The organism is Anaerohalosphaeraceae bacterium (genome assembly GCA_037479115.1).
In the GTDB taxonomy this organism is placed as follows: Bacteria; Planctomycetota; Phycisphaerae; order Sedimentisphaerales; family Anaerohalosphaeraceae; genus JAHDQI01.
Window position 1 is genome coordinate 1 of record JBBFLK010000006.1, and the last position, 26,550, is coordinate 26,550.

18 protein-coding genes and 1 pseudogene are annotated in these 26,550 nt (G+C 54.1%); all 19 read right to left on the reverse strand.

The genetic code is table 11. From position 1 onward, the window contains the following. Positions 1–323: 323 nt before the first annotated feature. Positions 324–1,568 (reverse strand): annotated as a pseudogene (locus WHS88_04215) (site-specific integrase). A gap of 167 nt (positions 1,569–1,735) precedes the next feature. Continuing rightward, positions 1,736–1,996: a hypothetical protein gene (locus tag WHS88_04220; GenBank protein ID MEJ5259377.1), complete on the reverse strand. Its 261-nt coding sequence runs from the start codon at positions 1,994–1,996 to the stop codon at positions 1,736–1,738. A 33-nt stretch (positions 1,997–2,029) separates the two neighbouring features. Beyond that, positions 2,030–2,815, reverse strand: a complete 786-nt coding sequence (locus tag WHS88_04225) for a hypothetical protein (protein MEJ5259378.1) — start codon at positions 2,813–2,815, stop codon at positions 2,030–2,032. Continuing rightward, the gene (locus WHS88_04230; GenBank protein ID MEJ5259379.1) at positions 2,805–3,050 is read right to left on the reverse strand and encodes a helix-turn-helix domain-containing protein; all 246 of its coding nucleotides are present in this window, start codon (positions 3,048–3,050) and stop codon (positions 2,805–2,807) included. The genes WHS88_04225 and WHS88_04230 overlap by 11 nt, the downstream gene beginning before the upstream one ends. After that, positions 3,031–3,222 (reverse strand): helix-turn-helix domain-containing protein, encoded by a 192-nt coding sequence (locus WHS88_04235; protein ID MEJ5259380.1) that lies wholly within the window; start codon positions 3,220–3,222, stop codon positions 3,031–3,033. Before WHS88_04235 ends, WHS88_04230 begins: the two co-directional genes overlap by 20 nt. A 127-nt stretch (positions 3,223–3,349) precedes the next feature. After that, on the reverse strand, positions 3,350–4,039 hold the full coding sequence (locus WHS88_04240) for a hypothetical protein (protein MEJ5259381.1): 690 nt from the start codon (positions 4,037–4,039) through the stop codon (positions 3,350–3,352). Positions 4,040–4,365: 326 nt separating this feature from the next. Further along, positions 4,366–5,484, reverse strand: a complete 1,119-nt coding sequence (gene carA, locus WHS88_04245; GenBank protein MEJ5259382.1) for a glutamine-hydrolyzing carbamoyl-phosphate synthase small subunit — start codon at positions 5,482–5,484, stop codon at positions 4,366–4,368. Positions 5,485–5,493: 9 nt separating this feature from the next. Beyond that, positions 5,494–8,700: a carbamoyl-phosphate synthase large subunit gene (gene carB / locus WHS88_04250; GenBank protein ID MEJ5259383.1), complete on the reverse strand. Its 3,207-nt coding sequence runs from the start codon at positions 8,698–8,700 to the stop codon at positions 5,494–5,496. 103 nt (positions 8,701–8,803) lie between these two features. Continuing rightward, positions 8,804–10,465 carry an NAD+ synthase gene (locus WHS88_04255; protein ID MEJ5259384.1) on the reverse strand — a complete coding sequence of 554 codons (1,662 nt, stop codon included), beginning with the start codon at positions 10,463–10,465 and terminating at the stop codon, positions 8,804–8,806. 10 nt (positions 10,466–10,475) lie between these two features. After that, positions 10,476–11,903, reverse strand: coding sequence for a glutamate synthase subunit beta (locus WHS88_04260; protein MEJ5259385.1), 1,428 nt, complete (start codon positions 11,901–11,903; stop codon positions 10,476–10,478). Next, positions 11,896–16,443 (reverse strand): glutamate synthase large subunit, encoded by a 4,548-nt coding sequence (gene gltB / locus WHS88_04265; protein MEJ5259386.1) that lies wholly within the window; start codon positions 16,441–16,443, stop codon positions 11,896–11,898. The genes WHS88_04260 and gltB overlap by 8 nt, the downstream gene beginning before the upstream one ends. 265 nt (positions 16,444–16,708) lie before the next feature. After that, complete coding sequence (locus tag WHS88_04270) at positions 16,709–18,805, reverse strand: glutamine synthetase III (GenBank protein ID MEJ5259387.1); 2,097 nt, start codon at positions 18,803–18,805, stop codon at positions 16,709–16,711. Between the two features lie 114 nt (positions 18,806–18,919). Beyond that, positions 18,920–19,261, reverse strand: coding sequence for a P-II family nitrogen regulator (locus WHS88_04275; GenBank protein ID MEJ5259388.1), 342 nt, complete (start codon positions 19,259–19,261; stop codon positions 18,920–18,922). Positions 19,262–19,290: 29 nt separating this feature from the next. Next, the gene (locus tag WHS88_04280; protein ID MEJ5259389.1) at positions 19,291–20,628 is read right to left on the reverse strand and encodes an ammonium transporter; all 1,338 of its coding nucleotides are present in this window, start codon (positions 20,626–20,628) and stop codon (positions 19,291–19,293) included. A gap of 252 nt (positions 20,629–20,880) precedes the next feature. Then, a complete protein-coding gene (locus WHS88_04285) occupies positions 20,881–21,222 on the reverse strand; it encodes a P-II family nitrogen regulator (GenBank protein MEJ5259390.1) in 342 nt (113 codons plus the stop codon). A 32-nt stretch (positions 21,223–21,254) separates the two neighbouring features. Further along, complete coding sequence (locus WHS88_04290; GenBank protein MEJ5259391.1) at positions 21,255–22,622, reverse strand: ammonium transporter; 1,368 nt, start codon at positions 22,620–22,622, stop codon at positions 21,255–21,257. Between the two features lie 36 nt (positions 22,623–22,658). Continuing rightward, positions 22,659–23,414 (reverse strand): hypothetical protein, encoded by a 756-nt coding sequence (locus tag WHS88_04295; GenBank protein MEJ5259392.1) that lies wholly within the window; start codon positions 23,412–23,414, stop codon positions 22,659–22,661. Positions 23,415–23,652: 238 nt separating this feature from the next. Continuing rightward, on the reverse strand, positions 23,653–25,167 hold the full coding sequence (locus tag WHS88_04300) for a sigma 54-interacting transcriptional regulator (GenBank protein MEJ5259393.1): 1,515 nt from the start codon (positions 25,165–25,167) through the stop codon (positions 23,653–23,655). A 131-nt stretch (positions 25,168–25,298) separates the two neighbouring features. Beyond that, complete coding sequence (locus tag WHS88_04305; GenBank protein MEJ5259394.1) at positions 25,299–26,543, reverse strand: hypothetical protein; 1,245 nt, start codon at positions 26,541–26,543, stop codon at positions 25,299–25,301. Positions 26,544–26,550 lie beyond the last annotated feature (7 nt).

Sequence of the window (26,550 nt, forward strand, 5' to 3'; positions counted from 1 at the left end):
GTAGCTCAATTGGATAGAGCATCGGTCTTCGGAACCGAGGGTTGGGGGTTCGAGTCCCTCCAGACGCATGGAGTTTTCAGTTGTGCAGAATGCGTCAAAAAAGGGGTTTCTAAGCATTCTAACGCATTTTCTGATTTTTTATTTCGTCCGACTGTGTGTGCAAATCTGTGCTTACTTGTGCAGGATTTTGCAGGTCGAATCAGTGCTTTTTCATATACCATTTTTGGGCCGCCATCTGTGCCGGTTTTGAGGGCCGCTGTTTCGGATTCCCAGTCCAAAGAGGGAAGATTTTCGACTGCGGCTGCCTGGTGTTCCGCTCGGGTGTGTGTGTAAATATCCAGCGTCATTGCCGCTGTGGAATGCCGCAGCAGGGCTTGAGCGGTCTTAATGTCCGTTCCGGATTCCACCAAAAAGGTCGCAAATGTATGCCTCAAACTGTGGAAATCGACTTTCCCCTGGCTTGTTTGGACGGCCAGAAACTCTGATTCCATCCGCCGCCGGTATTCTGCGGGATCGTCTCGGGCCGCTTCAATCCATTCCTGGCGGGCTGCGGTCAGATCGGCCTTGAGCATATCGGCCGTATGGTAGCCGGTCAGATGAAACGCCGGGGCCGTCGGCAATTTGTTCTTTAGGTGTTCCTTCAGCAAAGCCATTGTGGCCGTCCGAATGGGCAGGAAAGCCCCTTTTTTTGTTTTGGTATGCTCCGGTTCAACCCGAACCAAAAGCCGCTCAAAATCGAAATTGGAGCGTTTCAGAGAGCGGATTTCGTTCCTTCGCAGGCCGGTTTCCAGGGCCAACCGATAGACCAGATAACGTTCGGGCCCGCTCATCCCGTACTGTACCCCTGCTGCCCGCTTGGTATAGTCCAGCAGATAAGCGGCCTCCTCTCGGGTCAGGGCGCGCCGTTTGTTCGAAACGACAGCCCCTCTGAAAGACAGAATCTCCAGCGGATTGCCGGCCAGCCGTCCCATTTTCCTCAACCATCGCGTAAATTGCTTGCAGGCTCGGATGTAGTGCCGTTTGGACAAGGGCGACAAGGGCTGCTTGGTTTCGACCTTCTCCATCCTGCCGGTCTTTGGATTTTTCCGGCTCACAACCGCCCGCAGCCGCTCAATCGTCGCCTGGGTCTTATCTGCTGTTATATCCGGCAAATAGGAAAACCCCGCCGCCTGAAAAACCCTCCATACCCGAGCGGCCTGCTGGTTGGCCTGTTCGGGTGAAATCCCGCCGGCAAGGATATGATTTTTCCACTCCTCCAGGTGCTCCCGCAGCGGAACCCCTGCGGCAACCAACCCACCCGGCAGCAAATCCCACTGGGCCAGTTTGTGCCGCAGGCGGGCCGGCAGGCCGTCCAGCCAGTCGGAAACGTCCGGCGGGAAAAAACCGCTCTTTCGGCAGCCGACCGCTTCCAGCAGGTGCCGCTGAAGTTTTTCGGCCTGCGTTTTGTCCGTTCCGGCGGCAATCGTGTGCAGCCGGCCGTAGTGATCAGCAAAGGTGATATACCAGGAACGGGATATTTGCACACGCCCCGTGAGCGGATTGCGCCGCCGTCTTTTGTGAACAGCCATCTTCAGTCCTCCCGAAAAGTGTGCTTCTCTCTGTAAACCCTGCTGGGCGGTTCCGTCAATCTTTTTTTGCTGCAGCGGGTTCAACAGAGCCTGTTTTTAACGCCTTCTTTCTCGCGAACCCCCCGAAAACAGGCCTCTCGTTTTACGAACACCGCCCGGGGGATACCTTACCTACCCCCCTCCGTCGTTTTCTCTCTGAAGTACCCTCTAACAGCATTCTGGGCAGAATTTGCAGACGTTTTCCGGTAGGGATACAGCGGACAAGTACTCACTACGCACAAGGCGACTTCCTTACGCTGCCAGTTAACACAATCCAGGCATTTGGCATAAATCGCCGCCTTTTTCGACTGCCCCTGCATCGCCTTTTGATAAATCCCCTGATACCGCTTGGGGATTCCCGCAAGATACTCATCAAGCGAAATCGTCATCTTAACATCTCCTTAACATTTAATAAGTATCTCTTATAATCCGTGAGAATTTGCGTTTGACCCGGCCGCCGGTCTTTGGGCGTCAGGTTCCAGAGATTTCAGACACCCTCCCGTTTTCCGTTTCCAATCTCGCATTGGCTGGGTCAAAGAAACAACCGGTTTTCCGTTCTCGTCAGTCCAGTTCTTTTGCCTGTAGTAATCATAAAATTCTTTTGACTGCTGCTCGGATAAACCCAGAAGGTTTCCGTTCTGTATGCATTGATCCAATGAATACCTTTCGTCAGCAGCTTTTTGCTCTTTGGACAGCTGGACTGGGTTATCCCGGCCGGGTCCTGTCTGTCCTGTGCAGATTTCCTCGGAAGAATGATTGTTTAAGAGAGGGGGAGAGGGTTGTTTGCGTTTCCCTTTCTTTTTTATTTCTTCTTTTAAATTCTCTTTTAAATTCTGTTTGACGCCAGACGCAAAGTAAACGGCCTCAGAACGCAAAGTAGAAGAAGATTTCGTCAAAGTAGACGCAGAATTTGTCAAAGTATCGGGGGAATTTACTTTGCGTCTGGGCGCAAAGTAGATTCTCCTATAGCGGTTCTTTCCGTTTTCGATTTGGATAAAGTTTCTTTCCTGCAAGGCCGAAAGAATCCGAGAAACACTCTCCGGACGTTTGTTTATGATTTTTCCCAGAGCGGCATTGCTCATCCGGAGCCCCTTCTTTGGAAACGAAGCCGCCGCGCCCAAAATGACCTTTTCAGCCAGGGTCAATTCCTGAAGATAGAGAATCTCCGCCGGGATTCGGATGTATTTCAGGCCGTTTCTATCGCTCATTTTTGCCCCCCTTGCCGGCCGCCAGCGTCTGGAACCGCTCCAGGGACGGCATGCCCCATTCGACCCAGAGCGTAATATCCTCCCGCCGCCAGACCCGTTTGCCGCCCAGACGATAGGACGGGGGCAGCTTGCCCGCGTGCAGCAGACTGTAGAGGGTCCGGCGCCCTACGCCCAGCATTCGGGCCACCTGGGCAGGTGTCAGTAATAAAGGGGGTTCAAACGGCAGCGGCTCCATCTTGTCGCCCTTTTAGAGATTCCAAAACTCGTGAACGGTCAAAGCGGATAACCTTTGGCGAAATGACAATCCGGGGGATTTTCCCTTCTTTGGCCCATCGCAGAATGGTTTGCGGCTGGACTCCGATAAGAGCGGCCAGCTCCTCTTTGGTAAGTAAATCTATTGGCTGCATAAAAAAAGACCTTTCAAAAAAATGTCGTTTTTTTAAAAGGCCTTTTTATGCAAATGCATAAATTGCATAATGCAGCCGTTAGGCCTATAACTCAATTATACGTGAGAGATTGGCATGCATAAAAATTTCATTTCGGCCTTGTTCGACCATCTGTCCGCTTCCCCAGATCTACAATCCGGCTGTTGTAAGCGACTTTGGGTTTGGCCCCCTTCTCTTCTGTGAGAAGGTTATGATACTTTGCCCAGCCTTTAAACTCTTTAATCAACCGGCTAACCGTGTATTGCTTAAGTGGCCTTTTATATTCTTTCGAAAGCATTTTGGCAATTTCAGATTGGTTATAACCAGATTGATACAACAAATAGGCCTCTCTGGCCTCCTTCCTCGGTTCCTTCGGCAGTCGCAACGGCTGCTGCTCCTGAGGGACAGTGTTAACGGAGCGGTGGTGCTGAACCGCTTCCTGCAAAACCCTGAGTTGTTCAATCTTGGGCAGGCGTTCAAAGTCTTTGTAGGACAACCCGATGATTTTCTGAACCGCCAAAGCCAGGACAAAAGGGGATGCAAACTCATTTCCGGTCAGTTCTTTTGCGGCTCTATGGACAACCAGTTTATCCAGAAACTGAACAACCCCAGCCGGCCCGCCAAAACACTTTTCCAGTTTCTCTAAAATGTGGCTTGGCAAAGTAATCGGCCCCGGCCATCGGTCTAAGTCGCTATCTGTCAGCGGATATTCGTCTTCGGTTTGCTTCGCAGGAGCAACCCAATACTGCAGGATACCCCCCTTGGATGGATTCTGCGGTTTGGTTTGTTTCTTTTTCACTTGTCGCAGCCCTCTCGACAAGCCCGGAAAAACTCGGCGCGGCCAGCCAGGCGGGCTTTTCCTGGTTTTCGGACGCGACCCTATGCCGCGCCGTTTGATTCTATCCGTCAACGCCGGCCAGCGTCAAGATGGCTTTCCGGATATAGTCCGGCAGGGCATCCCAGACCAAAACCAGCTGCTCCAAATCAGTGCTTTTTCGTGTGCCTTGCGGTTTTTGATTTTCACAAGTGCTTTTATTATCAAGGACTTGCGATTTTAGAGCATCGGTCTTCGGAACCGAGGGTTGGGGGTTCGAGTCCCTCCAGACGCAGTCAAACCGAACCAACTCAGCGTTTGCTCATCCAGTCTGTAAATTGCTCGAAAAGATACCGCGAATCGTGCGGGCCCGGGGAGGCCTCCGGGTGATACTGGACGGAGAAGGCCTTTTTCTTTTTGACGGATAGCCCTTCGCTGGTCATGTCGTTGAGATTCAGATGCGTCATTTTGGCGCCTGTGCCCTTCAGCGAATCCAAATCCACACAAAAACCGTGATTCTGGCTGGTAATCTCAATGCATCCGGTTTCAAGATTTTTCACAGGGTGATTGGCGCCGCGGTGACCAAACTTGAGTTTGTAAGTTTTGCCGCCGAGGGCCAGGGCCAGCAATTGATGCCCCAGACAAATTCCGAAAATCGGCACTTTGCCCAGCAGAGCCCGAACCGTTTCGACCGCAAACGTCAAAGCCGCCGGGTCTCCGGGACCGTTGCTGAGGAAAACTCCATCGGGTTTTCGAGCCAGAACTTTTTCTGCAGGAGTATGAGCGGGAACGACCTCAACGGCACAGCCGTGCGAACGAAGCAGCCGCAGAATATTGTGTTTGATGCCGAAATCATACGCCACGACGGAATACCGTATCGAAGGGCGAATTTCCTCCCCTCGCAGAACATCCACAAATCCCTTATCCCAGCGGTAGGGACGTTCGGAGCTGACTTCACTGACAATATCGCGACCGACAAGCCCCGGATAGGCCTCCAGCCGATTCCGCAAAACCGAAATGCTGAATTCCTCTGAGGAAAGAATGCCGCGCATGGCTCCCTGCGTGCGGATATGGCGGACGAGCTTGCGGGTATCAATGCCCTCCAGGCCGACCACCCCGCTGTCTTTCAGATAGGCGGAAAGGGTCTTTCGGCTTCGCCAATTGCTCGGGTAGGGACAGGCCTCTTTGACAACCAGCCCGGCACAGAAAATTTTGCGGGATTCCCAATCGAGCTCGTTGGTGCCGGTATTTCCGATCATCGGATAGGTCATGGTCATAATCTGTTCATGATAGGACGGGTCGGTCAGGATTTCCTGGTAGCCGGTCATCGCCGTATTGAATACGACCTCGCCGCAGACTGTTCCGACGGCACCGAAAGAAGTGCCTTCAAACACCGTTCCGTCTTCGAGCAGTAAAATTGCTTTGGACATATCGTTCCTTTATCGGTAATACAGCTGAATCGGTTTGACTGAAATTTTCTTTTTCCGCATTGCCTCAATCGCCTGAACAATGGCTGCCGCCGCCCGAATCGTGGTGGCATACGGCACCTGATGGTCCACCGCGGCCCGGCGAATCGGGAAGGAATCCCGAATCGTCTGCTCGCCGATGGTGGTATTGATAATCAAATCCACCTGACCGTTGATAATGCGGTCCACAATATTCGGTCGGCCCTCATTCATTTTGCGAATAAACTCCGAGGGAATGTTGTTTTCAATCAGCGTGATGCAGGTCCCCCGGGTGGCAATAATCTTAAAGCCCATTTCATGGAATCGCCGTGCGATGGCCACAGCTTTGGGTTTGTCAGCATCTTTGACGCTGATAAAGACTGTTCCCCCGGTGGGCAGCGGATTGCCGGCGGCTATCTGGGATTTGGCATATGCGATTCCGATATCCTCGCTGATGCCCATCACCTCGCCGGTCGAGAGCATTTCAGGCCCCAAAATGACATCCGCACCCGGAAACTTCAGGAAGGGGAAGACCGCCTCTTTGACGGAATAATACGGACGAACCACCTCGCGGGTAAACCCGAGCTGTTTGAGGGTCATCCCGGCCATCACCTTGGCAGCCAGTTTGGCCAGCGGAACTCCAATGGCCTTGCTGACAAAAGGAATGGTTCGGGAGGCCCGCGGATTGACCTCAAGGATATAAACCTGATTGTCCTTGACAGCGAACTGAATATTAATCAGGCCTTTGACGTTCAGGGCCAGGGCCAATTGTTTGGTCTGACGTTTGATGTCCGCAATCACGGACTTGGGCAGAGAAAAGGTCGGCAGAATGCAGGCGCTGTCGCCGGAATGGATGCCGGCTTCTTCAATATGCTCCATAATGCCGCCGATCACGACGGTCTTGCCGTCACAAATCGCATCCACATCCAATTCCGTCGCATCATCGAGGAACTGGTCAATCAGGACCGGATGTCCTTCGGCGGCCTCAAAGGCCTCCAGCACGGAAGTGCGGAAGTCCTCCTCGTTATAGACAATATCCATCGCCCGACCGCCGAGCACAAAGGACGGTCGAACCAGAAGCGGAAACCCGATTTTTTTGGCAATTTTCAGGGCTTCAGCATAGGTGGTAGCACTGCCTCCGGCGGGCTGCCGCAGCCGCAGCTTCCGTATCAGCCGATTAAACTTTTCCCGGTCTTCTGCAATGTCGATGCTTTCCGGAGAGGTCCCAATAATCGGCACGCCGGCTTTGCGGAGCGGGGTAGCCAGTTTCAGGGGAGTCTGACCGCCCAGCTGGACAATCACACCGTCCGGACGTTCCGTCTCCACAATATTCATCACATCCTCAAATGTCAGCGGCTCAAAATACAGCCGGTCGGAGGTGTCATAATCCGTGCTGACCGTCTCGGGGTTGCAGTTGACCATGATGGATTCGATGCCGATTTCCCGCAGGGCAAAGGCCGCATGACAGCAGCAGTAGTCAAACTCGATTCCCTGTCCGATTCGGTTGGGCCCGCCGCCTAGAATCATCACCTTCCGAAGCGACGTCGGAGCGGCCTCGCACTCCTCTTCATAGGTTGAATACAGATAAGGAGTCTGGGCTTCAAACTCCGCGCCGCAGGTATCGACCTTCTTGTAAACAGGGTGAATTCCTTTTTCTTTGCGATACGTGCGAAATTCGATTTCGGAGACTCCCAGCTGTTCCGCAATATATTTGTCGCTGAAGCCTGCTTTTTTGAGTTTTTCGACAAAGGAAGCTTTCAGAGGTTTGGATGCAGACTTGAGTTCCTTTTCAAGATGAACAATCTCTCGAATGTGGTCCAGAAACCACCGGTCAACCTTTGTATATTCATAAATCTGCTCGGTGGAAAGCCCCCGCCGAAAGCCCTCAGCGATATACCACATTTTGTCCCAGCGTGTCGAACGAAGCTTGGAAATGAGCTCCACTTTGGACAGGTTGTCCGGAAGATGTTTGGCGTCCAGCGAATACCGGCTGATTTCCAGCGAACGAATGGCTTTCTGAAGCGACTCCTTCATGGTGCGTCCGATGGCCATTGCCTCGCCGACGGATTTCATCTGGATGGTCAGCTCCGGAGCAGTTTGCGGAAACTTCTCAAAGGTAAACCGCGGCCATTTGGTCACCACATAATCAATTGTCGGCTCAAAACAGGCCGGCGTCTTTTTGGTAATGTCATTGGGAATCTCATCCAGGGTATATCCGACGGCCAGCAGTGAAGCAATTTTGGCGATGGGAAAACCCGTGGCCTTGGACGCAAGGGCCGAGCTGCGGGACACACGCGGATTCATCTCAATGACAACCATCTTGCCGTTTTCGGGGTTGACGGCAAACTGAATATTCGACCCGCCGGTTTCCACGCCGATGGCCCGGATGATTTTGAGGGCGGCATCCCGCATGAGCTGGTATTCCTTGTCCGTAAGGGTCTGAGCGGGCGCAACGGTGATGCTGTCACCGGTATGGATGCCCATCGGGTCCACATTTTCAATTGAACAGACAATCACAACATTGTCTTTGCGGTCGCGCATCACCTCCAACTCATACTCTTTCCAGCCGATTACGGATTGTTCAATCAGGATTTGATGAGTCGGGCTTAAATCCAGTCCCCACTGAACGAACCGCTCGAATTCCTCTGCATTATAGGCAATGTTTCCGCCGGTTCCGCCCAGCGTATAGGAAGGACGGATAATGGCCGGAAATCCGATATCTTTGACGATTTCCCGTGCCTCCTCGGCTGTATGAGCATAGCCGCTGGCCGGTACTTCCAGCCCGATGCTCTGGATAATTTTCTTAAAGCGGTCGCGTTCTTCGGCCCGCTTAATGGACTGAAGATTGGCGCCGAGAAGCTTGACCCCGTACTTTTTCAGAACGCCGCTTTCCGCAAGGGCCACGGCGGTATTTAAGCCGGTTTGGCCGCCGAGTGTCGGCAGCAGCGCATCCGGCCGTTCCCGCTGGATGATTTGCGCAACAATCTGCGGAGTAATCGGCTCAATATAGGTCCTGTCGGCCATCTGCGGGTCGGTCATAATCGTGGCCGGGTTGCTGTTGACCAAAACAACCTTAAATCCCTCTTTTCGAAGGACTTTGCAGGCCTGAGCACCGGAATAATCGAACTCGCAGGCCTGGCCGATGACGATAGGGCCTGAGCCGATAATCAAAATTTTGTGAATATCGCTGCGTTTGGGCATAGGTCTTCTTTCTGTTCCGTCTTTACGTTTCGCCTGACGTCGTGTTTCCAAAAAAATCGCCGGATTATAGGGAAGCGGCGCGTCCGTTTCAAGACCTTTTCTTTTATCCTCTGTATCGGTTGGTAATCGGCATTCGCCGGTCCTTTCCGAATGCCCGGGGGGTAATCTTTATGCCGGGCGGAGACTGCCGGCGCTTGTATTCGTTCCGATCCACCATCTGAAGCACCCGTTCAACCTCCGGACGGGGAAGGCCGCGGGCAATCAGCTCATCCCGGCTGAGTTTTTCCTCAATAAAGCCCTTCAAAATCTGATCGAGAACAGGATACTCCGGGAGGGAATCGCTGTCTTTCTGGTTGGGTCTGAGCTCTGCCGAAGGAATGCGGTCGATTACACTCTGCGGAATCACCTTTTTCCCTTTGATTCGGTTGTAATAATCACAGAGCTGATAGACCATGGTTTTGGGCACATCTTTAATCACGGCAAATCCTCCGGCGGTATCCCCGTAGAGGGTGGAGTATCCGACGGCTGTTTCACTCTTGTTGCCGGTGGTCAGCACCAGATAGCCGAACTGGTTGGACAGGGTCATCAGCAGGGTCCCGCGAATCCGGGCCTGGAGATTCTCATAAGCCAATCCGGCTTCATTCCATCCTTTTACGGCCGACAGCGTCCGGCTGAAAGCAGACAGGATGTCTTCAATCGGCAGGATTTGAAAGCCGATACCGAGATTTGCCGCAACCATCTGAGCATCGGAACGGGTTTCGGCGGCATTAAAGCGGGACGGCATAGTAATCCCAATGACGTTCTCCGGCCCCAGGGCCTCCGCCGCGATAGCTGCCGTCAAAGCGGAATCCACCCCCCCGCTCAGGCCGATGAGAACCTTGGAAAAGCCGTTTTTGAGGACATAATCTTTTGTACCCAACACGAGGGCCTGCCAGACCTCTTCCATTGGGTCTGCAGGAATCGGTTCATAAGGTGCTGCCAACGGACTGGTTATCTCAAGTGTGCCGTCTTCGTTCCTGAAACAGTCAAAGACCAGCAGGTCCTCCTGAAAACCGGCGGCCTGAAAAAGGGTCTTTCCTTGTGCATCGACCACCATGCTGCGGCCGTCAAAAATCAGTTCATCCTGACCGCCAATCAGATTGCAGTAAAACAGCGGACATCCGAAATGGACGGCACAGCGGGAAATGACCTTCCTGCGCTCCTCAATCTTTCCCATATGAAACGGGGAGGCCGCCAGACAAAGAACCGCGTCGAATTCTCCCCGAATCTTTAGAAAGAAATCATCCAGCCAGGGCAGCTCCCAGATGTCTTCGCAGATGGTCAAGGCCAGCCGAAGAGGACCGGCATGGGCGACCACCGGCTCCCGACCGGGATGAAAATACCGTTTTTCGTCAAACACACCGTAATTCGGCAGGCAGCCTTTTTGGTAGTTTTTGAGAATTTTGCCGTCTCGAATGACGGCTGCGGCATTGTAGAGTCGACTCTTTTCTGATTGGGGCCAGCCGACAATCAGCATAAGAGACTGAATCTGACCAGACAGATGCTCTATCGTTGAATGGCAATCCTGCAGAAAGCGGGGACGATGAAGCAAATCCTCCGGCGGGTACCCGGAAAGAAACAATTCCGGAAGAACGAGTAAATCGGCCTTTTTCTCCTGTGCTGTTTTAACAAAATCGAGGGCTTTTCGGCAATTGCCTTCCAAATCTCCGACTGTCGGATTGGCCTGTCCTAATGCGATTCGAATCGACTTAGGCTCCTGCGGCATTCCTTTTCCCTTATAATGACTTCAGCCAGCGGTCGATGGCCGCTGCGGCTTTTCGTCCGGCATCAATTGCCCGGACCACCAGCGACGCCCCTGCCACGGCATCTCCTGCGGCGAAGACCATCGGATTGCTGGTCTGAAAATCCGACACCTTGATATTGCCGTTGTCATCCAATGTCAAGCCCAAATCCTGAATCAGCGGGCTGTGCTCAACATGGACAAATCCCATCGCCAACAGCACCAAATCCGCCGGCCGTTCAAATTCAGTTCCGGGGATTTCTCGAACCTCCCATCGCTGATTTTTCCGGATCCACTCTACCTGAATACAGTGAATGCGGTTTACATGCGTCTCGACACCGGAAAAACGAGTCGTCATCACGCTCCAGATGCGCTCACAGCCTTCTTCGTGGCTGGAGGAGGTCCGCATCTTCTTCGGCCAAAGAGGCCAGGGGGTTTCCGGCGCAGGCGTTTCAGGAGGTTTGGGAAGAATTTCAATCTGAAGGATTGATTTAGCCCCCTGCCGGCGCGCGGTTCCCACACAGTCGCTTCCGGTATCTCCGCCGCCGATAACCACTACATGTTTGCCCCTGGCGTCCAGACGTTCCTCTTCCGGAGTGAGCGGCTCGCCGGCCAGACGTTTGTTCTGCGCCCGCAGAAAGTCCATCGCAAAGACGATATTCTCATAGCCGCGGCCCGGAACAGGCAAATCCCGAGGCTGACCGGCCCCGAGGGCTAGACAAACGGCATCAAATCGTTTGCACAAATAGCGGGCTGAAAGGTCAGCTCCAACCACAACGCCGGTCTGAAACTGCACCCCTTCTTCCGTCATTTGGCGAATCCGCCGGTCCAAAACCCACTTTTCGAGTTTGAAATCGGGTATGCCGTATCGAAGGAGTCCGCCGGGCTGCGGGTCTTTTTCGAATACCACCACCTCATGCCCCGCCCGAGCCAGCTGCTGTGCGGCCGCCAGACCGGCCGGCCCGGAACCCACAACGGCGACCCGTTTGCCGGTTTTAACCAGGGCCGGCAGAGGGCGAATCCATCCTTCGGCAAATCCCCGCTCCACAATCTGAAACTCAATGTGCCGAATCAGAACCGGTTGGTCATTGACAGAGAGGGTGCAGGCGGTTTCGCAGGGAGCCGGACAGACCCGCCCGGTGATTTCCGGAAAGTTATTCGTGGAATGCAGGTTATCGCAGGCCTCCTTCCAGCGGCCCAGATAAACCAGGTCATTGAATTCCGGAATGCGGTTGGCAACGGGACAGCCGAATTCGCTGTGGCAAAACGGAATCCCGCAGTCCGCACATCGGGCCGCCTGCTGAACAATCGCATCCGGGCTGAGGGGGATTTCGATTTCCCGATAATCCCGAATCCGGTTTTCAACCGGCCGATAGGGAACCGGCTGGCGAGGATATTCAAGAAATCCTTTGATTTTAGCCATGCTGGAATACCTCTTCCGTGGCCGGAGTGGATTCCGTGTGGCGACGTTCCTGCGCACGGATCCGCTCGAGGGCCTTGCGATAATCAATCGGAATCACTTTGACGAATTTGCCGACCATGTCCGGCCAGGCATTCAGAATCCGCCGGGCATGGCTGCTGCGCGTAAGAGATTCATGTTTTTCAATCAGCTGACGTAAAAGTTCTTCATCTTCCGGTTTATAAACGCTTTCCAAATCAACCATATCCAGATTGCAGAGGGTGTCAAACATCTGCATCTCGTCAAGAACATAGGCAATTCCGCCGCTCATGCCGGCGGCAAAGTTGCGTCCGGTCTTTCCGAGGACCACCACGATTCCGCCGGTCATATATTCACAGGCGTGATCCCCTACTCCTTCTACGACAGCCACCGCTCCGCTGTTTCGTACACAGAAACGCTCCCCAACCATTCCATTGATGAATACCTCTCCGGACGTGGCCCCGTAAAGCAGTGTATTGCCGGCAATAATATTCTCCTGCGGCAGGAAGGGAGACCCGGCGGGCGTTTCGACGATAATGCGGCCTCCGGACAGCCCCTTGCCGAGATAATCATTGCTGTCCCCGATGAGCCGCAGGGTGATTCCTTTGGCCAGAAAGGCGCCGAAGCTCTGTCCGGCTGACCCCTCAAAGGTCAGCTGGATGGTATCATCCGCAAGACCGTCCGGATTGTACTGCTTCACAATGAAATGACTCAGAATCGTCCCGACCGCCCGATGCACATTCTGTATCGGCATTCGCAAGTGAACGGTTTTTCCTTTGTCGAGAGCGGGCTTAACCTGCTCCAGAATCCGCCAGTCCAGATGGTCTTTGAGCCGATCGGGCTGGGAGCTGACCTGCCTTCGGGCGGCACCGGCCGGCCCTTCCGGAACCAGAAAGATGCTGGAAAAGTCCAGTCCCCGGGCCTTGTAATGCTCGACGGCTTTGCGTGTGCACAGGCAATCCACCCGTCCGATCATCTCGTCCATCGTTCGAAAGCCCAGTCGGCTCATCCATTGACGGACTTCTTCCGCCACGAAAAGCATGTATCGCTGAAGAAACTCCGGTTTGCCTTTAAAGCGTTTGCGCAGTTCCGGGTCCTGCGTGGCAATCCCGTAGGTGCAGGCGCCTTCATGGCATTTGCGAAGAAGTGTACAGCCGAGCGTCACCAGCGCCGCTGTGCCGAAGCCGAACTGTTCGGCGCCGAGCAGAGCGGCAATGACCACATCGCGCCCCGTCCGCATCTGGCCGTCGGTCTGCACACGGATTCGGTCGCGCAGCCCATTGCGAATCAGAACCTGCTGGGTTTCCGCCAGCCCGATTTCCCAGGGACATCCGGCATGCTTGATGGACGAAAGCGGGCTGGCGCCGGTGCCCCCATCGTGGCCGCTGATGAGCACTTCATCCGCTCCGCCCTTGGCAACCCCGGCGGCAATCGTTCCGACACCGACCTCAGAGACCAGTTTGACGGAGATTTTGGCCTGCGGGTTGCTGCATTTGAGGTCATAAATCAGCTGGGCCAGGTCTTCGATGGAATAGATATCGTGGTGCGGCGGCGGAGAAATCAGCGTTACGCCGGGCGTCGAGTGCCGCAGGCGGGCAATTTCTTCCGTAACCTTATGACCGGGCAGCTGTCCGCCTTCCCCGGGCTTGGCCCCCTGGGCCATTTTAATCTGAATCTCTCTGGCGTTGGCCAAATATTGAATTGTCACACCGAAGCGGGCGCTGGCTACCTGTTTGATGGCCGAATTGAGGGAAGTCCCATAGCGAGACGGGTCTTCGCCGCCTTCGCCGGTGTTGCTCATCGCCCCCAGGCCGTTCATGGCCGCCGCGATGCATTCGTGAGCTTCCTTGCTGATGGAGCCGTGGCTCATCGCCCCGGTGCAGAACCGCCGGACAATTGACTCGGCGGGTTCCACCTCCTCCAGCGGCACCGGCTGGGTCTCCCGAAATTCAAACAGCCCGCGCAGGGTCCCCAGCTTTCGGGACTGTTCATTAACCAGCTGCGCGAATTCTTCATAAGCCTTCCGGTCATTGAGCATCACAGCATGCTGAAGTTTGGCTACGGTCGCCGGATTCCAGAGGTGATATTCCCCATCACGGCGGTAATGGTATTGTCCGCCGTAATCCAGTTCGAGTGAACCGGCCGGACGGGGCCTGCAGGCCTCCTCCAGCCGCTGAAGCACATCCCGGGCGATTTCCTCCAAACCGATGCCGCCGATGCGGGAGCTGGTGCCGGTAAAATACCGGTCCACCACATCCCGATTGAGCCCCAGGCACTCAAACAGCTGCGCGTTAAAATAGCTTCGCAGCGTGGAGATGCCCATCTTGCTCATGGTTTTGAGAATGCCTTTTTTGACAGCGGCGATGTAGTTGTCGGCAATCTGTTCGGGCTCCATGTCCGCCGGCAAATCCCCGTTCTGCTGCAGAAACGTGAGTGTCTCAAAAACCAGATAGGGATTGACAGCGTTGGCTCCGTAACCGCACAGCAGGCAGAAGTGCATCACTTCGCGGGCCTCACCGGTTTCAACAATCAGTCCGGCTTCTCCCCGCAGTCCCCGTTCAATTAAGCCGTGGTGAACAGCGGACACAGCCAGCAGAGACGGAATCGGCGCCTTCTGTCCGGCAGGATTTCGGTCGCTGAGAATAATCAAAGACGCATCCTCGCGCAGAATCGCCTGGGCCGCCGATTCAATCAGGGCATCGAGGGCCTGCTTTAAGGAATCGCCGGGACGGCTGCGATCTATCTCAAAAAGGGTAGAGACAGTCACAACCTTGAAATCTTTCCGCTGGGCCGAACGAAGCCGAATCATATCCTCATTGGTCAGAATCGGATGAGGCAGCTTCAGCTGCCGGCAATGCTGCGGCGTTTCCTCCAGAAGATTGAGCCGGCGTCCGGTGTACGTCATCAGACTCATCACCAGCCCTTCCCGGAGCGGATCGATCGGCGGGTTGGTCACCTGAGCAAACAGCTGCTTGAAATAGTCAAACAGCAGACAGGGGCGGTCGCTGAGCACGGCCAGCGGGGTATCATTGCCCATCGAGCCGACCGGCTCCTGGGCATGCAGGGCCATCGGGGCCAGAATCATCCGCAGCTCCTCGCGCGTATAGCCGAACAGCCGAAGCCGCCGGAAAAGCGTATCCAAGTCCGGTTTTTCGAGGTCCGGCGAAGAAAAGAGCCCCCTCAGTTCGATACGGTTTTCCTCCAGCCATCGGCGGTATGGCTTCTGACGGGCAATCCGCCCTTTGATTTCGTTATCGGTGATAATCCGTCCTTCTTCGGTATCGATTAAAAACATCTTACCGGGCTGAAGACGGCCTTTCTGGCTGACTCGTTCCGGGGAAAACTGAACGACCCCGGTTTCGCTGGCTATTACCACCAGTCCGTCTGTTGTAATCGTGTATCGGCACGGTCTTAGGCCGTTGCGGTCGAGGGTGCCGCCCACCAGCCGCCCGTCTGTAAAGAGCATAGCCGCCGGCCCATCCCACGGCTCCAGAATCGCTGAATGATATTCGTAAAAGGCCCGTTTGTCCGTGCTGATATGGTATTTAACCCCAAAGGCCTCCGGAATCATCATCATCATCGCATGCGGCAGCGAACGTCCCGCACGCACAAGCAGTTCAACCATATTGTCAAAACAGGCCGAATCGCTTCCCTGCGGGTCGAGCACCGGAATCAAATCGCTCAAGTCCTCCCCAAGAACAGGGCTGCGCAGGCGTTTTTCCCGCATTCGCATGTAGTTGCGGTTTCCGCTGAGCGTGTTGATTTCGCCGTTATGAGCAATGCATCGGAAAGGCTGAGCCAGTCTCCAGTTCGGCAGAGTATTAGTGCTGTACCGCTGGTGGACTATCGCCAGGGCCGACGTCATCCGCTCATCGGACAAATCCGGGTAATAGTCAAACAGCTGGCGGGCCATAAACATGCCTTTGTAGCAAATTGTCCTGCAGGAGAGTGTCGGAATATAAAAATCAACTCCGTCGTCCGCCAGCTTTTCGCGTACCAGCCGTTCCGCCCGCTTGCGAGCCTTGAAGAGGTCCCGTTCAAACGTTTCCGAATCCCGGCCGCCGCCGTCCACAAAAATCTGGCGAATAACCGGCTCCGCACTGAGCGCTATCGGCCCCAGACAATCCGGGCGAACCGGAACCTGCCGCCAGCCCAAAACCTCCAGTCCGTAAAAGGCAAGCGCCTTTTGGAGCAGGTCCTCGCAAACAGCCCGGACGGCCGGGTCTTTAGAGCCGAAAACCATCCCGACTGCGTATTGACCCGGATGAAAACCGCCGATTCCTATCTTTTTACATTCTGACCGGAAAAACTCATGGGGAATCTGAAGCAAAATGCCGGCGCCGTCTCCGGTCATGTCATCTGCACTGGCAGCACCGCGATGATTCAAATTCAAAAGAATCTGCTTGCCCAACTCGATTATCGAATGGTCTTTTTTCCCCGATATATGAACAACCGCCCCAATGCCGCAGGCGTCGTGTTCACGGCGTACTTCATATAACCCTTTGTCTTTCCAAAGATTGCGCACGTTTTCGGTGTCCTTTATGCAAAAACTTCCATCTATCCAACAACATCTCGGGTATTCTTACGCAGGCAGAAAACCCGGACTTTCATCAAAGTCGCGACAAATGTTCTTAATAAAAATTACTTATGCAAATGTTAGAATATTTTATCTTTTATTCTAAGAATTGTCAACCGGCTTTTGTCCAGTCGGCCCTGTTTCTTTGCAGGTTGGGCCATGCCGCTGGAACCCGCAGCGACATGGCCCACTGCTTGAACGGCTGACAATTCGCTTATCTCAAGAAGAGCATTTCCGCATAGGTCGGCAAGGGCCACATTTGAGCATCCACAAGCACCTCCAGTGCATCCGCCGCCTTGCGAACCGCCCCCATAGCCGGCAGGATTTCTTCCCGAGTGCGTCGGGCCTTCTCGTGGCTCGGGGAAACTCCCGCAATCTCTTTAATCTTCTCTTCGAGTTTCCCTATCGCCCCGGCCAGCTCATCAATCAGTCCGCAGACCTTTTCGAGCTGCTTGACAAGAGACGAGGACTTTACGCCGGCGGACTCTACAGAAGAAACCGAAGCCGCCAGTTTACCTGCATACATCTGACAAGCCGGCAGGATCTGACGTTTGGCTATATTCAGAGTTGTGCCGGCTTCGATATGAATCGTTCGGATGTAGTTTTCCAGGAGAATTTCCACCCGGGCTTCCAGTTCAACTCGGCTGAGAACATTGTTGCGTTCAAAAACCGCTATGTTTTCCGGCTCCAGAATGGTTTCAATAGACTCGACTGTGGAAGCAATGTTCGGCAACCCGCGCCGAGCGGCTTCCTTGACCCATTCCGCGGAATAGTTATCCCCGTTAAACACAATCCGACGGTGCTCAGAAGCTATCTTCTGCAGCAGCTTCTGGGCTTCGGTCTTGACGTCCTTGCTTTTCTCGAGCACATCGGCGATTTCTCCGAGCACATCGGCCACAATGGTATTCAGGACAAAAGCCGGGCCGGCACAGGACTGGCTGGAACCGACCATTCGAAACTCGAACTTATTGCCGGTAAAGGCAAACGGAGACGTGCGGTTTCGGTCGGTGCAGTCTTTCGGCAGAGGCGGCAGCAGCGAAGTCCCCAGCCGCAGTTCCCCGCCCTGCCTGGACGTCGGAGCTCCGCCGGCGGCCAGCTGTTCGAAAATTTCGGTCAGCTGCTCACCCAGAAAGATCGAAACAATCGCAGGCGGAGCTTCGTTGGCGCCGAGACGATGCTCATTGCCGGGGTTGGCAACGCTGGCCCGCAGCAGTTTGGCATATTTATCAACCGCCCGGATGACCGCACACAAAAAGACTAAAAACACCATATTGTCATGGGGCGTCTGGCCGGGATCGAGCAGATTCACGCCGGTATCCGTCACCAGAGACCAGTTATTGTGTTTGCCGGACCCATTGACCCCGACAAAAGGTTTTTCGTGAAGCAGACAGACAAAACCGTGCCGCTGAGCCACCTTCTGCAGCGTTTCCATCGTGAGCTGATTGTGGTCGGTGGCGACATTCACTGTTGTAAAGATCGGAGCTAGTTCATACTGGGCCGGCGCGACTTCATTATGCTGGGTTTTGGCCGAGACACCCAGTTTCCACAATTCCGTATTGACCTCATGCATAAAAGCAGCAATCCGGTCATGCAGCGTACCGAAATAATGGTCTTCCATTTCCTGCCCGCGCGGTGACGGAGCCCCGAACAAAGTCCGTCCGGCCAAAACCAAATCCAGCCGTTTTTCAAAAAACCGGCGGTCAATGAGAAAATATTCCTGTTCCGGCCCCAGCGTAGCCGTCACACGGCTGACGGCAGTATTCCCCAAAGCCTTCAGAAGACGGACCGCCTGACGGTTCAGGGCCTCCATCGAGCGAAGCAGCGGGGTTTTCTTATCGAGGGCCTGACCATTGTAGGAACAGAAGGCACAGGGGATATACAGAGTCTTGTTTTTAATAAAGACTGAAGAAGAGCAGTCCCAGGCGGTATATCCCCTCGCTTCGAACGTAGCCCGCAGCCCGCCGGACGGAAAGGATGAGGCATCCGGCTCACCTTTAATGAGTTCCTTTCCGCTGAACTCCATAATGGTCCGCCCTTCCGGCGTCGGGGAGATAAAGGAGTCGTGTTTTTCCGCCGTCAAACCGGTCATCGGCTGGAACCAATGGCAGTAATGCGTAGCCCCCTTCTCCATTGCCCAGTCTTTCATCGCATTGGCGATGACATCGGCCACGGCAATGGTTAATTCAGAATTGCCCTTGCGGACCTCCTGAAATCGCTTATAGATATCTTTAGGAAGCCTCTCCCGCATGACCGCGTCATTAAAGACGTTGGTTCCGAAGATTTCCGGAAGCTGACAATTTGATGTTTCCATGCATGCACTCCTGACTTTATTAAGGACCTTTTTCCTCTTTAACTCAGCAGGACCCATTCCTGCCAAGCATACTTTTTTTTGAATCGCAGGTCAAAAACCGTTTTTCCGAACCGCTCATCCGATCGCCTCTCGACCGCGCTGGCCTGTCCGAATCCGAATACACTCCGCCAGGTCCAGGATGAAGATTTTTCCATCCCCGATTTGGCCTGTGCGGGCGCCTTCAATGATTCCTTCCACCGTGGTATCGACAAAATTGTCATTGACGGCGATTTCGAGCCGGACTTTCTTGAGCAGATTGACCTCGAACTTGATGCCGCGATAGCTTTCTTCGTAGCCCATCTGCTCGCCGCAGCCCAAGGAATTCGTCACACTCATTTTTCCAACCTGACGGCGTGTGAGAGCTTTTTTCACATCCTCGAGCTTATGCGGCTGAATATAGGCGATAATCAGTTTCATTCTTTGTTCTCCATGAAAGGACTTGCTGTTTACATTGTACTGAACACCTGGAATCCGGCATAGGCTTCCATTCCGTGCTCTCCGATATCCAATCCGCGCAGTTCCTCTTCCTGACTGACCCGCAGGCCGATGGTCCAGTTGATGACCTTAAAAAGCAGCCCCATGGAGACAAACACAAAGAGGACGGTTACGGTGCTGCCGACAATCTGAATCCCCAGCTGAAGCGGATTGGCTCCATAGAAAAATCCGTTGTTGGCCAGTCCGAGCGAGGCCTTGCCGAAAAGCCCCACGCAAATCGTTCCCCAGATGCCGCACATTCCGTGTACCGGAACGGCACCGACAGGGTCGTCAATCTGAAGTTTATCGAGCAGCTCCACGCCGAGCACGACCAGGATACCGGATGACAGTCCAATCAGACAGGCCGCCCAGGGTTCTACAAAGGCGCAGGGCGCGGTAATCCCGACCAGCCCTGCCAGGGCCCCGTTCATCGCCATGGACAAATCGGGCTTTCCGAAGCGAAGCCACACGGTGCTCATCGCTGCAATCCCGCCCAGTGCAGCCGCCAGATTGGTATTCAAGGCAATTCGGCTGATGTCTGTTCCGCCTCCGGAAACGCCGAGTGTGGAGCCTGCGTTAAACCCGAACCAGCCGAACCAGAGAATAAAGACCCCCAGCGAAGCCAGCGGGATATTATGTCCGGCAATGGCTCGTGGCTTTCCGTCGATGCCGTATTTGCCGTACCGAGGCCCGAGGACGAGGGTTCCGGCCAGCGCCGCTACACCTCCGACTGTATGAACAACGGTCGAACCGGCAAAATCCGCAAATCCCATTTTGCTCAGCCAGCCGCCGCCCCAAATCCAGTGACCGACAATTGGATACACCAGCGCGGAAATGATGAAGGAATACATCAGATACGCGATAAACTTCATACGTTCGGCCATTCCGCCGGCGACAATCGTAGCCGCCGCCCCGCAAAAAGCGGCCTGAAAGAGCCAGAAGGCATACAAAGGCAGTGTCCCAACACGGTCCTCCAGACCCATCAGAAGCCAGCCGCGGGTTCCGATAAACCCGTTGCCGTCACCGAACATCAGCGCATAGCCGATCAGAAAAAAACCGAGCGAGGCCATGCAGAAGTCCAGAAAATTCTTGGTCAGGATGTTGCACGTATTCTTGGCTCGAATAAAGCCGGCTTCGACCATGCCGAAGCCGGCCTGCATGAAGAACACCAAAAAGGCTGCAATCAGCACCCAGACCGTATCGAGGGACTGCTGAAGGGGTAAGAAATCCGCTTCCTGAGCTGCCCAGGCCGGAACGGCGAGTGCCAATCCCAGGCTGAGAATCCCGAGTTTCTTGCTGACGACTGACAACGTTTTTTCCCTGTACACGCGTTTTCCCTTTCGTTTCAAAACCATCTGAATCCGTTTCAGAATCGAGTATTTGCAAACATTGTGCCAGAAGAACCCGAATCGATGAAAAAACGTAAGTATCTGTAAAAAAACAGGATACAGATTTTTTCCCCAAGAAAAAGGAGTCGGAGAAAACCTACAAAAATGTAATCGCAAAACACTGATTAAACATTTTTGTATTTTTCTGCCGACTCCAAACGTCCCCGGAGTCTTTCAGCCGATCGCCGCCGACCCTTTTTCACCGGTTCGGATGCGAATGCATTCGGCCAAATCGAGAATAAAGATTTTGCCGTCCCCGATTTCGCCGGTCCGTGCGGCGGAAATAATCGCATTCACCGTGCGGTCTACAAAATTGTCATTGACGGCAATCTCCAGACGAATCTTTTTGAGCAGATTGACCTCGAATTTGATGCCGCGATAACTTTCCTGATAGCCCATCTGGGCTCCGCAGCCGAGTGAATTGGTCACACTCATCTTGCCGACTTCGGCCTGAACGAGGGCTTTTTTGACCTCTTCCAGTTTATGAGGCTGGATGTACGCAATAATCAGTTTCATAGGCATACTCCTTAAGAAAAAGGAACTCCGAATTACATGGTGCTGAAAATCTGGAATCCGCTGTAGGCCTCCATGCCGTGTTCGCCGATATCCAGGCCTTTCATTTCTTCTTCGGCACTGACCCGCAGCCCCACCGTTTTCCGAAGGATCCAGAACAGCAGCAGCCCCAGACCAAACGCCCAGACAAAAGCCGCACCGGCACCGAGCAGCTGAACCCCCAGCTGACGGAGCCCCCCTCCATAGAAGAGACCGCCGTCAATCGCAAACAATCCATAAGCCACAGTACCCCAAAGACCGTTGACCGCATGGACACTGACGGCGCCGACCGGGTCATCAATTTTCAAAACCGCATCAAAAAACAGAACACTGAAGACCACCAACACACCCGCCGCCAGGCCGATGACAATCGCTCCGACCGGCGTGACTCCGTCACACGGAGCCGTAATCGCAACCAGGCCGGCCAGGGTTCCGTTCAACGCCATCGAAAGATCCGGTTTCTTCAGAACTATCCAGGACGTCAGCAGTGAGGACACCGCTCCGGCGGCCGCCGCCAAATTGGTTGTCACGGCAATATACCCCACCATTCCTCCGGCAACCGTCGTGCTGCCCGGGTTAAACCCAAACCAGCCGAACCAGAGGATAAACACACCCAGAGCTGCCAACGGGATATTGTGTCCGAGCAGGGCTTTCGGTTTGCCGTCCCGCCCGTATTTGCCCAGTCGAGGACCCAGAACAACAGCGCCGGCTAGGGCCAGCCAGCCGCCGATGGAATGAACGACGGTCGAGCCCGCAAAGTCATGAAATCCCAAATCCGCCAGCCAGCTCGTATTGTCCGTCAAAAGCAGATTGCCCCAGGCCCAGGAGCCGAAAACCGGATAAATCACCAGAGAAATCACGGCGCTGTAAATCAGATAGGAGATGAACTTGGTTCGTTCCGCCATGGCACCGGAAACAATCGTGGCGGCCGTCGCCGCAAACACCGTCTGGAAAATCAGGAATGTCCAGCTCCAGTCCTCTCCGGGCTCGATTCCGCTGAGGCCAAACATCGTCGTGCCGAACAGTCCGTTGGACCGTCCGAACATCAGACCGAAGCCGATCAGAAAGAACACGAGCGAGCCGACGGAAAAGTCCATCAGATTTTTCATCAGAATATTGACGGCGTTTTTCGCACGCGTGAAGCCCGTTTCCACCATCGCAAAGCCGGCCTGCATAAAGAAGACCAGAAAAGCAGCGATACAGGTCCAAATCACGTTCATATTGGTTTGCAGAGACTCTTTGACTTCCGCAATCCCGCTCGGCTCCTGCGCTGCGGCCTCTCCGGCAGATACAATCCCGCTCAACAGCAGCAGACAGACCGCCAATCCCCATCCTCTGCAACGAATCTCTCGATGACTATACATGCTTGGTTCCTTTCTGAAGAAAAAGTCTTCTCGATGTTAAAACTCGGTTGCCAGACCGACTCCGGCCCAAAACAGGTCCCGGTCCCCGGAAGGAAGCCCCTTGCGGATGTCTGAATCCAGAATCGTCACATAATTCAGACTCGGTGTTACGGTCCATTTTCCGAGGGTGAAGGGAAAGGCGATTTTCAGACTCAGGTCATTGAGCGCACTTTTATCGAGCGGGTCTCCGACGGCATCCGCCCAATAGCCCTCATTGTAGTTGGAATCCCCCCACCCGACCGCACAGGACAGGGCCAGACCGACCGGCACGGATTCACTGAGCTCCGCAATTTTTTCAATGGTATGGCCGATGCCGGCGGATACGTAGGTCCCGTTGATGTCGTCAAAATCGTAATAAACGGTCACTGAAGGGCTCAGAAACGTATCCAGCGACAACCCCGAATACACCTCCTGCGTGCTGCCGGCACCGGGAAACCGGTAATAAATATACCCCAGCGACAGCGACAGATTGTCCGCAAGAGAAAGGGAATAACTGCCGTAAAAATCATACTCCGTGAATTCTCCGGCCTGGCCGTTCTCATTGGTCATATCCAGATTGCCCCAGATTCCGGCCGACCAAGGGCCCTTGCTGATTCCGATCGAGGGCTGCCAGACCCAGTCATCCACGAGGTTGTGCCCCCGCCAGACATACTTGCTGTAGAAATCACTGGTCAGCGAGAACGAAACCTTCTCTTCCGCAGCCGCCGCTGCAGACACTGCCAAAACCACTCCTGCGCAAATCCATTGTCTCATACACATTTTTCTTCTCCCAAAAAATGACATTATTTTTCAGCCGGCGCACACCCGCCGACTTTTTACGAAATGAGAGAAGAAGCAACAGATATGCCAGATCAAAATGCAGGATGGAAATGCCGTATCATTTTGTACTACAAAGAGATACGAAAACTTTACACTTCAGGAATATTGTGCGGCAAACAACAATATTGTATATCTAAAAGAAGGAATCTACATTTTTGTATATCCGCCGAACTTATTTTCCGAGCAGATGGTATTTGCGCATCTTGTAGCCGAGCATTCGTTCGGTAATGCCCAGCTCTTTGGCCGCCTGCCTCTGCTTGCCGCCGGTTTTCTTGAGGGCATCTACAATCATTTCTTTTTCGAGATTGGCCACACGCTCCGGCAAAGTCAGCCCGTCGCGGCTCGGAGTTTTCTGAACCATCTGAAGGGAAGGCGGCAGATGGTCGGAGCGGATGACATCTTCATTGCAGACCAGCACCGCCCGCTCGATGCAGTTTTCCAGTTCGCGGACATTGCCGGGCCAGTGATAACTGGTGAGCATTTCAATCGCCGGTGTGGAGATGCGGTTGATCTTTTTGCCGTTTTCACGGGCATATTTCTCGAGAAAATAATCTGCCAGCAGCATAATATCGTCCTTGCGGTCCCGCAGCGGCGGCATGAAAATCGGAAAGACATTGATGCGGTAATACAAATCCTCCCGGAACAGGCCGTTCTTGATGCCCTCTTCCAGATTCTTATGCGTAGCCACCACAATCCGGACGTTGGTTCGAATAGTTTCGGTGCCGCCGACACGTTCAAATTCACGGAATTGAATCACCCGCAGCAGCTTGACCTGAAGATTCAGAGAAAAATCGCCGATCTCATCCAAAAAGATAGTCCCGCCGGAGGCCAGCTCAAATCGGCCGAGTTTCCGCTGGGTTGCCCCGGTGAACGCGCCTTTTTCATGGCCGAACAGCTCGCTTTCCAGAAGCAGTTCCGGCAGCGCCGTACAGTTGACCTTGATGAAGGGTTTGTCCGCCCGCATGCTGTTGTAATGAATGGCATGGGCGACCAGGTCCTTGCCGGTGCCGCTTTCGCCGCGAATCAGCACCGTTGCATTGCTGTTGGCCACCTGCTCAATGAGCCGATACACCTCCTGCATCGCATTGCTGGTGCCGATCATATTGTGAATGCTGAATTTTTTCTTCAGCTCGCTGCGCAGACGGGCGTTTTCATCCTCCAGTTTCAGCCGGTCGGAAACAACCAGTCGGTTCAGCTTGACCGCCTGAGCCACCATCGTTGAAAGAACTTCCAGCAAATTGACATAGAATTCCAGATTCTCCCCCGGCAGAACTTTCCTGTCGGCGCTGATGGCGCCGATGGTCTTGCCCTCCAGCTTAATCGGCACACAAAAGAAGGCAATTCGTCCCCGTTTGGGTTTGGGACGCCGTCCGGTCTTGGCCAAAAAACGGGGGTCTTTGCTGATGTCCGGGACAATCTCCCGGATGCCCCGCTGGACGACCAGGCCCGTGATTCCCTCTCCGACTTTGTAAGTAACCTGTTTGGACTCATCCGGAATGCCGTGGGCTACTTTTATGGCAATCGTCTCGGTATCCGGGTCCAGAAGCATAATCTGTCCGCGTTCCAGCTTCAGATGGCTTTCGAGAGTGGACAAAATGGAACCGAGCGTTTCTTCCAGATTCAAGGAATCCGCAATGGCCCGCGACACCTCCGCGAGCAGCTGAACTTCTTTTCCGAGTTTTTCCATCGATTACATCCCGATAGACAAGATTGTTGATTTATCTGATATATCTAACAAAAATGTAGTCTCAATTTCAAACAAAAAAACGGGCACCCATTAGGGTGGCCCGTTTCATTCCCTTTCTTCTCCGTTCGCCGTCAGAGCGTTTCTTTGAGCACCGCAATTCCCTCCACCACTTTGCAGGTATGAACGGCAAAACGGTCGGCGTAATCCGGCCGAGAACGGGGGTACGCCGTTTCGACGGCTTGTTTGAGCTTGTCAGCATCTTCCGCCAAAACCAATGCCCCGGCGGCTCCTTTGTCCCCGCCGCCCAGCATCCGTTCGCCGAGCACACCGGGCACGGTTCGGGCAATATCGCACATCGTCTCCAGTTCCGGACCGGAGATGACATATTCATCCCGCAGACCAATCCCGTCTTCGCGGAAAATCCGCCCGACGGTTCGAATATCGCCCTTCTTCCATGCCTCGAGCATCTCATAAAAACGTTTTTGGGCCTTGTAGATATAGGTCATCCGGCTGACCAGATGAGGCACTTCCTTTTCGAAGCGGCTTCGGATTTTTTGATAAAGGGCTTCGTCCCGAATATCCGCCAGACAGCTGATAGAAAAGCCGGCCGTTTTTGCCTTCTGGACCATTTCCTCGCACTCCGCCCGGCGGACTTTGTAGGTGGACTTTTCCAGCCCCGGCCGGACTGTCCCGGTATCCATCACCACAATCCGGAATTCCGGGGCTCCCTTGCCCAGCGGCACATAGGCAATCGAACGGTCAGACGGCCGATAATGCGTGCCCATCCCTTCCTTGGCAAACAGAATCATAATCTGGTCCAGCTTGCCGCAGGGAGAGCCGATGTAGTCATTTTCCACTGCCTGAGCCAAATCCACAATCTTCATCGAATCCGATTCCTGAATGCCGTTGACATCCAGAATCGACAGAATCAGATTGAGCGTCAGAGAAGCCGAACGGCTCATCCCACCGCCGGGGATATTGCCGTACAGGACCGCATCCATTCCCTGCGTAAGTTTGTATCCTTCCCGCCGCAAAATATACTCCACACCGTACGGAAACCGAGCCCATGTATCGGCAATTTGGGGAGATTTGGGCGGCGGCACGGAACCCAGTTCAAACTCAACAAGACCGTCATTCGGGAAATTCCCGCTGTACAGCCGCATCTTCCTGGTGCCATTGGGCTTATAGGCCATCCAGATAAACCGGTCGGTGCCGACGCCGAATAATTCGGTCCCGTTGTAGTCCCCGTGTTCGACTCCCAGACAAAACCGGGAGGAGCTGCGTCGGATTTTCGCCCCTTTCAGGGACAGATTGTGTTCCGAAGCCAGTGTTCGCAGAACATCGATAGCTTGCTGATCATTCGTTACAGATTTCACGGTGCAA